Annotated in this window: 13 protein-coding genes; 6 read left to right on the top strand and 7 right to left on the bottom strand. The window is 69.7% G+C overall.

Features of this window, described 5'->3' with window-relative positions; translation table 11 throughout:
* The first annotated feature begins 70 nt into the window (after positions 1 to 70).
* From WBG79_RS11050 to WBG79_RS11070, 5 genes are all read left to right on the top strand, one after another.
* Positions 71 to 802 (top strand): hypothetical protein, encoded by a 732-nt coding sequence (locus WBG79_RS11050; RefSeq protein WP_337357159.1) that lies wholly within the window; start codon positions 71 to 73, stop codon positions 800 to 802.
* 145 nt (positions 803 to 947) lie between these two features.
* The gene (gatB, locus tag WBG79_RS11055) at positions 948 to 2429 is read left to right on the top strand and encodes an Asp-tRNA(Asn)/Glu-tRNA(Gln) amidotransferase subunit GatB (RefSeq protein WP_337357160.1); all 1482 of its coding nucleotides are present in this window, start codon (positions 948 to 950) and stop codon (positions 2427 to 2429) included.
* A 225-nt stretch (positions 2430 to 2654) separates the two neighbouring features.
* Entirely contained in the window at positions 2655 to 3425 is a 771-nt protein-coding gene (locus WBG79_RS11060; protein WP_337357161.1) for a motility protein A, read from the top strand.
* A 13-nt stretch (positions 3426 to 3438) separates the two neighbouring features.
* Positions 3439 to 4296 carry an OmpA/MotB family protein gene (locus tag WBG79_RS11065; protein ID WP_337357162.1) on the top strand — a complete coding sequence of 286 codons (858 nt, stop codon included), beginning with the start codon at positions 3439 to 3441 and terminating at the stop codon, positions 4294 to 4296.
* Positions 4297 to 4388: 92 nt separating this feature from the next.
* Positions 4389 to 4859 carry a GNAT family N-acetyltransferase gene (locus WBG79_RS11070; RefSeq protein ID WP_337357163.1) on the top strand — a complete coding sequence of 157 codons (471 nt, stop codon included), beginning with the start codon at positions 4389 to 4391 and terminating at the stop codon, positions 4857 to 4859.
* Positions 4860 to 4881: 22 nt separating this feature from the next.
* Here the strand turns inward: WBG79_RS11070 and WBG79_RS11075 are convergent, their stop codons facing one another.
* A complete protein-coding gene (locus WBG79_RS11075) occupies positions 4882 to 5397 on the bottom strand; it encodes a hypothetical protein (protein WP_337357164.1) in 516 nt (171 codons plus the stop codon).
* Positions 5398 to 5530: 133 nt separating this feature from the next.
* Positions 5531 to 5809, bottom strand: coding sequence for a hypothetical protein (locus WBG79_RS11080; RefSeq protein WP_337357165.1), 279 nt, complete (start codon positions 5807 to 5809; stop codon positions 5531 to 5533).
* A gap of 499 nt (positions 5810 to 6308) precedes the next feature.
* Here WBG79_RS11080 and WBG79_RS11085 point away from each other — a divergent pair, with 499 nt between their 5' ends.
* Complete coding sequence (locus tag WBG79_RS11085; RefSeq protein ID WP_337357166.1) at positions 6309 to 6578, top strand: hypothetical protein; 270 nt, start codon at positions 6309 to 6311, stop codon at positions 6576 to 6578.
* Between the two features lie 58 nt (positions 6579 to 6636).
* Here the strand turns inward: WBG79_RS11085 and WBG79_RS11090 are convergent, their stop codons facing one another.
* The 5 genes from WBG79_RS11090 to WBG79_RS11110 all read right to left on the bottom strand — a co-directional run bounded on the left by WBG79_RS11090 (position 6637) and on the right by WBG79_RS11110 (position 13316).
* A complete protein-coding gene (locus tag WBG79_RS11090; protein WP_337357167.1) occupies positions 6637 to 8085 on the bottom strand; it encodes an exopolysaccharide biosynthesis polyprenyl glycosylphosphotransferase in 1449 nt (482 codons plus the stop codon).
* A 113-nt stretch (positions 8086 to 8198) separates the two neighbouring features.
* Positions 8199 to 9716 carry an O-antigen ligase family protein gene (locus WBG79_RS11095; protein ID WP_337357168.1) on the bottom strand — a complete coding sequence of 506 codons (1518 nt, stop codon included), beginning with the start codon at positions 9714 to 9716 and terminating at the stop codon, positions 8199 to 8201.
* Positions 9717 to 9767: 51 nt separating this feature from the next.
* On the bottom strand, positions 9768 to 10487 hold the full coding sequence (locus WBG79_RS11100) for a hypothetical protein (RefSeq protein ID WP_337357169.1): 720 nt from the start codon (positions 10485 to 10487) through the stop codon (positions 9768 to 9770).
* The gene (locus tag WBG79_RS11105) at positions 10487 to 12784 is read right to left on the bottom strand and encodes a GNVR domain-containing protein (RefSeq protein ID WP_337357170.1); all 2298 of its coding nucleotides are present in this window, start codon (positions 12782 to 12784) and stop codon (positions 10487 to 10489) included. Before WBG79_RS11105 ends, WBG79_RS11100 begins: the two co-directional genes overlap by 1 nt.
* A gap of 184 nt (positions 12785 to 12968) precedes the next feature.
* Positions 12969 to 13316 (bottom strand): hypothetical protein, encoded by a 348-nt coding sequence (locus WBG79_RS11110; RefSeq protein WP_337357171.1) that lies wholly within the window; start codon positions 13314 to 13316, stop codon positions 12969 to 12971.
* Positions 13317 to 13320 lie beyond the last annotated feature (4 nt).

Raw genomic sequence — 13320 nt, forward strand, 5'->3', positions numbered from 1 at the left:
TGCGATCAGGGTTGCCGGGGTAAGCTGCAGCGAGGCAAACCCCATCCGTCGGCTGTTCCGAGGACCTCTCATGCGAAAATCCGTGTGCGTCGCCCTGCTCGCCCTGGCCATCCCGGCGGACGCTGATGCGGCCGGACGTCCGTCCTTCGACTGCATGACCGCCTCCACGGCGCGCGAGGTGGCGGTCTGCGCCGTCAACAGGCTCGCCGCCGCGGACCGCTCCATGGCGTCGGCCTTCCGGGCCGCCCGGCGGCGCTTCGAGGGGGCCGGCCTGCAGGCTCTGGTCGAGGATCAGCAGGCCTTCCTGCGCGACATCGACTACGGCTTCGAGCGCGATGTCTGGAACAAGGACGAGGTGACGCGGATCCAGGAGACCGTCGATCGGCTCGTCCGCGAGAAGGACCGGAGCCTCGACGAACTCGCCACCCAGATCGAGGACCGGACCCGCTTCCTCAGCCGTGCGGGCTCCGCATCGGGCGGTTTCGGCGGGTTCTGGAGCAACCACGAGGCCACGCTCCTCCTGCGTCCGATCCGGTCCAACGTCTGGGAAGCCGAGTTCACCATCGACACCTACGGCTTCGCCAAGGACCATTGCTACTTCCGTGCGACGTTCCGCAAGCAGGGCGAGGTCCTCGTGACCGAAGAGGCGATCGGCCTGGACGAGCGCAGCGGCGGCGACGTGCGGCTGACCCTCACCCTTCAGGACGGGCTCCTGGCCATGTCCCAGGGCCCCGGCGAAGGCCGGGCCTGCAGCCGCTTCGGCGACCTGCAGCTCAAGCTGTTCAAGACCGCCACGCCCTGACCCTTCCGGCACCGCGTCTCCCGTCATCCCCGGCCGCGGCGCCCGTTCCCGCCGCCACCGGCGTCCGGCCGCGCGCGGGGCTTGATCGGCCTTGCGCGAGGGATTACCCACGGAGCCGAGATCCGCTCGAAAGGCCTCGTCACCCATGAACGCACCCGTCCGGTCCGCCAAGAAGTCCCAGCTCGTCAAGGGCGCCACCGGCGATTGGGAGATCGTCGTCGGGATGGAGGTGCACGCCCAGGTCAATTCCGAGGCCAAGCTCTTCTCCGGCGCCTCGACGACCTTCGGCAACGACCCGAACGCCAATGTCAGCCTTGTCGACGCGGCCATGCCGGGCATGCTGCCGGTGATCAACGAGGAATGCGTTCGCCAGGCCGTGCGCACGGGCCTGGGCCTCAAGGCCGTCATCAACCACCGTTCGATCTTCGACCGGAAGAACTACTTCTACCCGGACCTGCCGCAGGGCTATCAGATCTCCCAGTACAAGAACCCGATCGTCGGCGAGGGCAAGATCGTGCTCGACATGCCCGACGGCGAGGTCGTCGAGGTCGGCGTCGAGCGCCTGCACCTGGAACAGGACGCGGGCAAGTCGATCCACGACCAGTCGCCGGTCTACTCCTTCGTCGACCTGAACCGATCCGGCGTCGCCTTGATGGAGATCGTCTCCCGCCCGGACCTGCGCTCCTCGGAGGAGGCCAAGGCCTATCTCTCCAAGCTGCGCACCATCCTGCGCTATCTCGGCACCTGCGACGGCGACATGGAAAAGGGCAACATGCGCGCCGACGTGAACGTCTCGGTGCGCCGCCCCGGCGAACCCCTGGGTACCCGCTGCGAGATCAAGAACGTCAACTCGATCCGCTTCGTCGGGCAGGCGATCGAATACGAGGCGCGCCGCCAGATCGGCATCCTGGAGGACGGCGGCAGCATCGTGCAGGAGACGCGTCTCTTCGATCCCGGCAAGGGCGAGACCCGCTCCATGCGGTCCAAGGAGGAGGCGCACGACTACCGCTACTTCCCCGACCCGGATCTCCTGCCGCTCGAGTTCGACCAGGCCTTCGTGGACGACCTCGCCGCCCACCTGCCGGAGCTGCCCGACGAGAAGAAGGCCCGCTTCGTGCGCGACTACGGCGTCACCCCCTACGACGCCATGGTGCTGACGCTGGAGCGCGCCTCCGCCGACTACTTCGAGGCGGTCGCCAAGGGCCGCGACGCCAAGGCGGCGGCGAACTGGGTCATCAACGAGCTGTTCGGCCGCCTCAACAAGGAGGGCAGGGGCATCGAGGAGAGCCCCGTCTCCGCCGGCCAGCTCGGCGCCATCGTCGACCTCATCCAGGACGGCACCATCTCGGGCAAGATCGCCAAGGACCTCTTCGAGATCGTCTGGACGGAAGGCGGCGACCCGAAGCGCCTCGTCGAGGAGCGCGGCATGCGCCAGGTGACCGACACCGGCGCGATCGAGGCCGCCTGCGACGCCGTCATCGCGGCCAATCCCGACAAGGTCCAGCAGGCCAAGGCCAAGCCGACCATGATCGGATGGTTCGTCGGCCAGGTCATGAAGCAGACCGGCGGCAAGGCGAACCCGCAGGCCGTCAACGAGATCCTGAAGGGCAAGCTCGGCATCGAGTGAGCGTTGTCCGGCCGGGCCGTGCCCCCTTCGCGGGACACCCGAATCTCGCCCGCGGCCCGCGGCTGCACGGCCGCGCGCCTTGCCTCACCGATCCTTAACCACGGCGGCCGATGGCCCGGACGTGGTAAATCCCGGCCGCCCCCTGGGTAACGCTTCCTTGTGGGTTAATGGGGAATATCGGCGTCGACGAAAACTGTGCGTGTCGGACGGCGTCGGGTAGGCTTCATGGATTTCGCGACCTTCATCGGCATCGGCGGCGGCTTCGGCGTGCTGGTCATCGCCATCTTCATGGAAGGGTCGAAGCTCAGCCAGTTCATGGACCTGCTGGCCACCAACGTCGTCATCGGCGGTGCGCTCACCACCACCATGGCCCGCTTCACGCTGGGCGGGTTCATGGCCGCCTTCACGGCCGGCCTCAAGGCGGTGACCTTCAACCACCATGTCTCCGCCCGCGACATGATCGAGAAGATCGCCGAGCTCGCCGACGTCATGCGCAAGCAGGGCCCGCTCGGCCTGGAGCAGGTCGAGATTCACGACGAGATGCTCGCCAAGGGGATGCGCATGGTGGCGGACGGCTTCGACCTCGCCGTCATCCGCGAGAGCCTGGAGCGCGAGCGCGACCTGCAGCTGGAACGGCTGGAGGACGCCCACAAGCTCTTCAAGTTCCTGGGCGATGCCGCGCCCGGCATGGGCATGGTCGGCACCATCATCGGCCTGATCTCCATGTTCAGCCACATGGACGACCCCAAAAAGATCGGCCCCGGCATGGCGGTGGCGCTGCTGACGACACTCTACGGCGCCGTGCTCGCCAACGTCGTGGCGCTGCCGATCGCCGACAAGCTGTCCATCAAGTCGACCGAGGAGGGCATCAACATGACCCTCGTGATCGACGGCGTCCTGATGATCCGCGAGAACAAGAGCCCGGCGGTCATCCGCGACATGCTGCTGGCCTACCTGCCGCAAAAGCACCGCGCCGCCATGCAGGAAGCGGCCTGAGGAGAGTTCCGCCATGTCGGGCAAGAAGAAGGGCGGAGGCGGCGGTCACGGCGGCGCATGGGTCATCACCTTCGCCGACCTGATGGCCCTGCTCATGGCCTTCTTCGTCATGCTCGTCGCCTCGGCCAACCAGGACAAGCAGAAGCTCGCCGACGCGGCCGGCTCCCTGCGCGAGGCCTTCGGCGTCCAACCGGAATACCGCAAGGCCGGCATCCTGGAGCGCGACGGCCTGCCGGTCCGCCAGTTCCTGAAGGAGTCGAGCCCGGTCGAGAAGAAGCTCGACGCGTCACACGCCTCCGAGCGCAACGACCAGCACGCCAAGCAGGGCCCCGAGTCCAACACCCACGACTTCGAGCGCGCCGCCGAGGAGAAGCCGCGCCAGTACCTGACCGCCGCCGCCTCGCTCCGACAGGCCCTCGCCGACATGCCGGATATCGCCGAGATCTCCAAGCACGTGCTCTTCGAGGAGACCGACGAAGGGCTGAACGTGCGCATCGTCGACCAGGACGGCCGGTCGATGTTCCCCGAAGGCTCGCGCACGCCCTACGACTACACCCGCAACATCGTGGCGAAGCTGGCCCCGGTCATCGCCCGCATGCCGCATCGCGTCCGGGTCAGCGGCCATACCGCGGGCGGACGGCGGGGTATCGGCAACTCCGCCTCGCCCTGGAGCCTGTCGGCCGGCCGGGCGGTCGCGATCCAGGAGATCCTCGCCGCCAACGGCGTGGGGCACGACCGCTTCGATTCGGTCGTCGGCCGCGCCGACTCCGACCCGCTCTTCCCCAATGAGCCGTTCCTGGCGGCGAACCGGCGCATCGACATCCTGCTCGTCCACGAGCCGCCGCCGATGCCGAACAGCAGCCTGCGCTGACCGGCCCTGCGCCGCCGGGCGATTGATCCGGCGCTCGCCCCCGGCGCATTCTGCCGGCTCGCCAGTCCCCGCGTCCCCGCCCCGGTGATCCGATGTCCGACCTCGTCCTCCGCCGCGCCACGCCCGACGACGTGCCGCGCCTCGTCGAGCTCTATGCCGAGGACATGCTCGGGCAGGGGCGGGAGGCGACCGGCGCCGACGACCTGCCGGTCTATCGCGAGGCCTTCGCCCGGGTGGACGCCGACCCCTCGACGACGCTCTTCGTCGCGGAGCGGGAGGGCCGCGTGGTCGGCACCTTCCAGCTGACCATCACGCCCGGCCTCGCCAGCCGCGGCGTCGTGCGCGCGACCGTCGAGGCCGTGCGCATCGAGGCCGCGCAGCGCGGCCGGGGCCTGGGCTCGGCCATGATGCGCCTCGCCGTCGAGGAGGCCGCCCGCCGCGGCGCCGACGCCGTCCAGCTGACGTCCAACAAGGCGCGCACCGAGGCCCACCGCTTCTACGAGACGCTCGGCTTCAAGCGTTCCCACGAGGGCTTCAAGCTCGACCTGCCCCGTCGCCGGTGACGGCCGGGGCGGCGCTCGACCCTCAATTCTCGAGATCGAAGAAGTAGTCGTCGTCGTCCTCGTCGGCGGGCGCCTGCCGCCCGCCCGCGCCGATCGCCGGCTGGGGCTCGCCCGGCCGCGGCGGCCCGGCCAGCGGCCGCTCGGGGCCGCCCTGATGGCGCGGCTCGACCACGACCGTGTCGGACCCGACCGGAATGCGGTAGGCCGCGATCAGCTGCGCGGTGACGCAGGACTTGGCGAACACCCGGAACTCGTCCGTGAGCTTGGTCAGGCCCTGAGCCTTGGCGTCGCGCTTGCAGGCCTTCCGGTAAGGCTTGGTCCGCTCCTTGATGCAGGTCCGGAGCACGGACGCATCCTCCGCGCGCGGGCCGAGTTCGCTCCGGCACTGGCCGGCGACGTACCGGATCGCCACCCGCGTCCGAGACTTCTCGGCCTGGACGCGCGGATCCGCCGCGGCGCCCTGGGCGGAGGCGCCGGACGCCATCGTGATGGGGAGGGCGAAAAGGAGGGCACCGAGGACGAGGCCTGACTTGCGCATGGTCGGATGGATCCGTTCGGAGGCGGGGCGGGCGGATGCGCCAAAGGCCGGCCCGTGCCGGGGCGGCGGACCGCGGTCGCATGCAGGGAGGCGGATCCGCCGGACGTGGACCGTCCGGCGGGCCCGCTCGCGATCACATGCACTTGGCCATGAAGGTGAAGTAGGCCTTCCAGCCCTTGGCCCCGGTCTTCTCCTTCTCGGTCTTCCACTTGGCGTCGCAGGCCTTTTTCTGGTCGGCCGTCGAGGGTTCGTCCTCTTCGTCGGCCTTGCTGGCCGCCGCCTTGGTGGCGGCGGGCTTGGCCGGCTGCGTGGTGGCGGCCGGCTTGGTCTGGGTCTGGGTCTGCGCGAAGGATGCGGTCGGCGCGGCGGCGAGCGCGGCGGCGAGGACGGCGATCAGGATGCGGGTTGACATGCTGCTTCCCCCTGAAGCTTGCGACGGCCGCGTTTCCCTCGTCCTGCCCCCGCCGGACGCCGCGACCGCGAACCATGAGACGCGGACGATGGTGTCGAACTCGTGGCGAATCGTGTCCACCCCGCGCAGAAGATCATAGCCCTCCGCGGCCGGCATTGACCCCCGGCGTCGCTTATGCCGTGGAGGAAGCCCTGGTCCTGGCGAATGCGCGGCCCTTCGCGGCCCGAACGCCGTCAAGACTTCCTGTCATCGTCAACGAATCCCTATCGCGTATCGCCAGCGATTCTGCCCGCACTACTGCAATCATTGATGAATTCGGCCCGAAGGGGTAAACCGATCGTGAAATGAAAGAAAGGTTTCCGCTGGCTTCGGACAAAATTAATCCTGCACATTAACTGCCGTTTCAAGGGATCAGTCCAGATTTTCACGTGAGAGCGGCGCCATGGATCACCTGGTGACGCTGACAATGAAAGTATAGAGAAAGTACAGGAGTACGACGATGGCCCGCTACGAAGTCCGCGAACCCGATCTCGCCGTCATGGGGCAGCAGAACGTCACCCCGGACATGTTCTTCAAGCTCGGCATCGACTATTCGGTCGGCCGCGGCGTGTGCCCGGATCGTGTCGCGGCACACAAGTGGTTCAACCTCGCCGCCGCCCGCGGCAACCGCGACGCCGCCCGGCACCGCCAGGAGATCGCGGCCGAGATGACCGCCCACGAGATCGCCGAGGCCCAGCGCCAGGCCCGCGAGTGGCTGAGCCGGCACTGAGGCGGATCTTCGGATCGTCGGTCCGCGGGCCGTCCCGCGAGGCCCGGGGTCGAAGCCCTCAGTAGGCCTGGCGGTCGTTGACGACCTTCAGCGCGGTCATCACGATGATCCTGAGGTCCAGCCAGATGGACCAGTTGTTGATGTACCAGAGGTCGTGGTCGACCCGCGCCTCCATCAAGGCCACATCCCTCGTTTCGCCGCGCAGGCCGTTGACCTGCGCCCAGCCCGTGATGCCCGGCTTGACGTGGTGGCGATACGCGTAAGTGGCGATCAGTTCCTCGTACTGGTTGTCGTGCGCGATCGCATGCGGACGCGGCCCGCAGATCGACATCTCGCCGCGCAGGACGTTGACGAGCTGCGGCAGTTCGTCGACCGACGTCTTCCGCAGGAGGCGGCCGAGCCTCGTTACGCGCGGATCGCCGCGCTGCGCCTGAAGCACCGTCGGCCCGTTCTCCTGGACCGTCATCGACCGGAACTTGAGGATCTCGAAACGGCGCCCGCCGAAGCCCCGCCGATGCTGCCGGAACAGGATCGGCCGGCCGGTTTCGAGGAGGATCGCGAACCCGGTCAGGACCAGCAACGGCGACAGGATGAGGAGCGCCAGCGAGGCCACCGTCAGGTCGAGCAGGCGCTTGGCCGCCCGATCCGTCCGGTCGAGCGGGGCGCGCTGCATTTCGAAGCCGAACAACGGTCCGAAGCGCAGCCGGTTCTGCCGCAGGATGCGCCCCGCCGGCTTGTCGGCCATCAGAAGGACCGGGAGTGGGAGCGGCGCCAGAGCCGCGAGCAGCTCGCCCGCCTGGCGCTGGTCCGACCAGGGAGCGAAGACCATGATCAGGTCGCAGCGCGTCGCCGCCAGTGCGGCGCGGACGGTCTGGCAGGCCCTGAGCGCCTCGACCGAGACGGTGCCGAGGTTCGGCGCGATCAGGTGCGCCGCCACGACCTCGATGCCCCGGTCGACGAGAACCCGCCGATGGTGGTCGTATTCGCTCGGCTCCGCGATCGCGACCACCACCGCACGGCGCAGCGAGACGAGGCCGGCGTCGATCCGGCGTCTCAGCCAGACGGACACGGCAAGATGCCAGGCGACCAGCGTGACGCCGCCCAGCGTGAAATAGGAGAGCACCGCGACCCGCGAGTAGCTCGACCCGATCTTCAGCAGGAACGCCGCCCAGGCCGCGATGCCGAAGGCGACGAGCCACGCCCGAGCGGTATGCCGGATCTGGTGGCCGGCGTCCGGAAGGCCGTCGAGCCGATAGCCGCCCTTCGCCAGCATGGCGGCCGGGAAGATCAGCGCCACCGTGCAGAAGACGGACCACAGGTCGTCCTGAACGTCCGGCTGTCCGCTCAGGAGCGCGGCGAGAACCAGCCCGGCTGCGCCGATCAGCACGAGATCCGAGGCCAGCAGGAGGCATTGCAGCAGTTCCGCCCGCAGGCGCAGCTTCGGGAGGGGGGAAGACTCGCCGGCCCGGGAACTGAAGGGCAGGTCTGGACGCGGAATGTCGCTCATGTCTTCCAGTCTCGCTGGTCCGGCCCTCGGCGAAGGGAGGCGGCCGGGAGGACGAAAAGAGGTGCGAATCGAACCGGCAGCGCGGTCACGGTGGCGGTCGCGCGAAACGTCCGTCAAGGCGGGGGCGGTCGGGCGGGCCCGGCCCCGGAAAGGCGCGGACCCGCCTTGAAAGGGGGTGCCGAGGTCGTGCGGCCTCGCCGGCCGTCGGCGCGGCTTCCGGCCTCTCTCGGGCCGTCCCGCATCAGGCAGGATCCGAGCCCGCTGCCGAGCAGTACCGCGAGGTAGACGGCGAAGCCGGGGATCTGCAGGGAGAAGTCGACGAGCGCATGGGTGGCCGCCACCGCGACCATGCCGCCGGTCGCGGCGGCCACGAAGCGGTAGCGCTTGCGGCTGCGCCACCCGTGCCGCACCGCCCAGACAAGCGCCGCGAGCCCGGTCCCGAGCAGCGCCCCTCCGGCGAGCCCCGCCGACTGCAACGCCTCCAGATAGGTGCTGTGCGCCTTGTCCCAGTAGCCATGGATGTCGCAATCGAGGTCGCGATAGGCCGGGAAGACGTCCTGGAAGGTCCCGAGCCCCGTGCCGAGGATCGGATGCTCCAGGAAGATGGCGATCGTCGCCGCGAAGGTGCAGGCCCGGCTGCTGTCCACCGTGCCCTCCGCATCGAAGCGGGAGAGCACGAGCCCGCCGAAGATCCAGACCGCGGCCGTTGCGATCGCCCCGAGAGCCGCCAACGCGGGCCCGCGCGCCCGCCCGGCCAGGTGAGAGGACCACAGAACCGGCACCCAGAAGACCGCGAGGCCCAGGAGCGTGGCCACGAGGCCGGCGCGCGAGCGGGTCGAGACCAGCGCCACGAAGAGCAGGGCGAGCGTCGCCGCGTGCAGCACCAGCAAGGGTCGCGGCCGGCTCCCGCCGGGCCCGGCATCGGGAATGAGCGCGCCGAGGTCGAACCCCGTTCGGCGCCAGTCCCGGTAGAACAGGGCCGACGCCGCCAGGAGCGTCACCCCCAGGTGCGTCGCAGCGGTGTTCCGGTTGATGTAGGTGAGGGTGAAACTGTCGGTGTAGTAGAGCTTGGGCGCCCAGAGCAGGGTGCCGGGCGTCAGATGGCGCTGCGCCAGGGTCACGAGGGCGAGCGCCGCTGTCGTATGGACGAGGTGTCGCCAGGTCGCGAGCACCGCCTCGTCGTTGCGCGTAAGCGCCAGCGCGGCGGCGAACAGGCAGACCGGCGCCGCACAGCCGGGAAGCGCGCGCAGGGGCTCGCCCGCGACCGCGGCGATCGATCCCGGCACGGGACCCAGCACCGCGCGCGCTTCCGCCCAGGCCGGGTGCTCGGGTCCCCCGATCGGGGTGGGACCGGATTGCAGGAGGGCCAGTCCCGCCAAGAGGAGCACCAGCAGCATCGACAGCGCGAACAGGCGGCGCGCGAGCCGGCTCGACGGCGCCGCCAGGGCCGTGACGACCAGAGCGAGACCTGCCGCGACAGCCAGCATACCGGCGCCGAGGGGTGTGTTGGAGCCGAAGAAGAAGGGTCCGAGGACGGCGATGACGGTGAGCAGCGGTCGACCGACCGTGGTTGCGGCCTGATCCGGGAGGCCGCTCCAGGACGGCGTCGGGGCGCTGCGGGCCACGCTCACGGACCGACCCCGCCTGTCGCCGGACGGCCCGCCGGCGCGGCCGCAGGACGGCTATGGTGTCCGGTAGACGCCATCGATCTCGGCCTGTCGTTGGATCCGGCTCATGCGGTCTTCGCCGAGTGCGGCCCACATGGCTTCCTGCGCGGCCCGCGCCGCCGGCCCCGCCGCCGCGTAGAGGGCGACGATCTCGTAGACCCGGGCTCGGCGCATGTAGGTCTCCGCCTCGGACGCGAAGAGGGCCTCGGCCTCCAGGATCCCGCTTTCCACCAGCGCGCCGAGGAAGCGCACCCGCGCCGCCATGATCCAGTCCTCCGCGGGCGCGAGCCGGATCGAGCGGCGGAGCAGGTCCTCCGCCGCCGGCGTGAAGCCGTCGCGCGCGACCGCCACGACCGCCAGCCTCAGCCAGAGATTCCCGTCGATGGGGCGGCAGGCCAGCGCGGCCCGCAGGGTCCGGTCCGCCGCCGCGATGGCTTCGGTCGCGTCCTGTGCCTGGACGGCGGCCGTCTCCAGCCGCGCAACCCGGAGCGTGGCCGCCGAACGCACGAGATCGCGGCTGCATCCGGGGGCGTCGAGAACGGTGCCGCTGCGCCTTTCGGCCCGCTCGAAGAAGCTCGGGTCACCGACGCCCTTGCGCTCGATCTGAAGGGCGACGTCCCGCAGGGGAGCCGTGGTCGCCTCGCCGGACACCGCCGAGACGCCGCCTGCCGCCAGCGCGAGCCCTACCGTCACCGCCAGGGCGCGCAGGACATGCCACCCCGCCGAACCCGCCATCAGGCCCGGTCCACGTAGTAGTCGGTGTAGCGGCCGTAATAATACTCCTTGGAGCGGTCCGCGGCATAGAGCTTGAGCTTGGCCGCGTCCACCTTGTTCAGGACGCCGCCGAGGCACTTGCGCTTGATCAGCCGGTCCTGGTCGAGCGCCGCCCTCACCACCCGGCGGGCCGTCTTGCCCCACTCGGCCACGAACAGGAAGGCGTCGATGTTGCCCTCCGCCGCGCGCGCGTCGACCACCGGGCCGATCGGCGGGAGATCCAGGATGATGTAGTCGTGCGATGCCCCGGCCTCGGCCAGGAAGGCCTTCATGCCGGTCGAGGAGATGAGCTCGGCGGTATGCGAGATCCGCGTCCTGACCACGGCGGGCAGGAAGCTCAGGTTCGACCCCGGTTCGGACAGCAGGACGGACCCGTAGGGCTTGTTCTCGAGGACGACTTCGACCAGGCCTTCCTGGGCATGCGGGGCGAGCGCGCGGGTCATCGAGGGGTTGCGCAGGTCGGCGTCGACGAGCAGCGTGCGCGCCCCCTGGTGCGCGAGGAGCGAGGCGAAGTTCTTGGCGACCGTCGTCTTGCCTTCGCCCGGCAGCACGGAGACCACGCCGATGATCTTGGGCGAGCGGTCCATGAGCGCCAGGTCGGACGCGAGCTTTGCCGACCGCAGCGTCTCGGCGAAGCTCGACAGCGGCTTGTCGAGCACGTGCCGCATGATCGCCGCGTCGTTCATGATGCGGTGCGACTCCGATCCGTCCTGTCGTCGCTCGGACCGGGGCGCGTCTCCCTCCTTGACCGCCTGCATCATCCCGAGGAACTCGATGCCGAGCATGGAGCGGACCTGCTCGCCGGTCCGGAAGCCGCGGTCCCGGTACTCCCTGTAGGCACCGAAGCCGATCCCGGCGACGCCGCCCAGGAAGCCGGAAAGCGCGAGGATCAGGATCTTCTTGGGGTGGCTGGGCCGCTCGGGCACGCTCGCCCGGGAGATGATCCGCGCTTCGGTGATCGGGAAGCTCTGCTGCTGCAGGGTCTCCTGATAGCGCTGCAGGAAGCTCTGGTAGAGGTTCCGGAAGGTGTCCGCCTCGCGCTGCATTTCGCGGAGCTGGACCTGGTCCTCGTTCTTCTCGGCGCTCACCGTGATGAGGCCGGCGAGACTCTCCTCCAGCGCCTTCTGCTTGGACTTGGCGATCTCGACGTCGCTCTTGTAGCTCTGGGCGATGCGCGTCATCTCCAGGAAGATGAGGCGCTGGTACTCCTTCATCTCGTTGCGCAGGTTCGCGGCCTGGATGTGGTTCGGCCCGAGCACGGAGGAGATCTCCGACTCGCGCTTGGACGCGGTGACGAACTTGGCCCGGAGCTGCTCGATCACCGTGTTGTCGATGCTGTCGCTCACCGCCGCATCCAGCTGGCGCGTCTCGACGATCGTGGCGATCCGCTGGTAGCGGGCTTCGGCGCGTGCCGTGTCGCCGCGCGCCGTCACGAGCTGGGTGGTCAGCTCCGCGAGCTGCTGTTCGCTGAGCAGGTTCCCGCCCGCCGACACCAGACCCTTCTCGGTCTTGAACCTCTGGACCGCGAGATCGGACTCCACGGCCTTCTGCTTCAGTTCCGAGAGCCGCTCCTCGAGCCAGGTGCTGGCCCTGCGGGTGGCGTCGTATTTCGATTCGAGCTGGTCCGTGAGGTACGCGTCCGCGAAACCGTTCGCCACGCCCGCGGCGGTGCGGCGGTCCGGCGAGGTGAACGAGATCTCCAGCGCGAGGGTCCGGCCGACGCGCCGGATCGCGAGCCCGTCCCCGAGCGCCCCGGCGATCTCCTCGGTCCGCCGTTCGTCCTCGTCGAGCACCAGGTCTTCCGCTTCGCTCCCGGCCACCTTGCGGAAGTCCAGGGCCGCCATGACTTCCGCCAGAATCTTGGCGGCGAAGCCGGGAGGACGCGGCGCGAAGGCGGCATCCTTCTTCAGCTCCAGGCCGTTGATCACGGACACCGCAAGGCTCTTGGACTTGAGCACTTCGACCTGGCTGTCGACCGAGGTGCTGTCCAGCGCCGGCGCGGTCAGGTCGTAGGCGTCCTGCACGGGCCGAACCTTGCGGTTGTCGATCAGCAGGGTCGCGGTCGCCGTGTACATCGGCACGGCCGTGATCGCGTAGGCGAGGCCGGCCGTCACCCCGAGGATGCCGAACAGGACCACGATCCGGCTTTGCCGGCGCGCCGCCGCGAGCAACTGGTCGAGCTTGATGTCGTCCTTGGAGTCCTCGTCGCCCTCGGGTTCGAAGGCGGACGGGGTTATGTCTCGGATGATCCGGGTCATCAAGCTGACAAAACTCGCTGTGCAACGCAGCCCGCGGCTGCCTTGCACGCACAGGAGGGTCCGGACGGCGCCTGTGGCGCACATCCGGCGAGGCGGGGCTCGGCGGTCCCGGAGGAGGGCCGCCTCCGCAGGCGGACCTCGGGGTCAGCCCCGGGCAATGGGCGAACGAGACCGTCCGGGATCGTCAGTTCGGGCTGACCTGCTCCGGATGCACGCCACCCTTGTCGGCCGGTCCCGGACGGACGCCGCCTTCGCCGGTCTTCGGCTTGCCGGGGTCGACGAACACGACGCGCGTGGCCCGCGTCGCCGGCGGGCGCTCGCGCGGGGCGGCGACGCGCGGGACTTCTCGGCTTTCCCGCGGCGCGGCGGTCCGAGGCACTTCCCGGCTTTCGCGCGGCGCCGCGGCCCGAGGCACTTCCCGGCTTTCGGCGGGCTTCTTCACCGGCACGGCGGGCTTGGGCACATCCGCGAGAGCGGGCCCGCCGAAGGCGGCCAGCAGCGGAACGACGAGGGCGAGGCGGACAGTGTTCATCATA

Source organism: Prosthecomicrobium sp. N25 (assembly GCF_037203705.1).
Taxonomy (GTDB): Bacteria; Pseudomonadota; Alphaproteobacteria; order Rhizobiales; family Ancalomicrobiaceae; genus Prosthecodimorpha.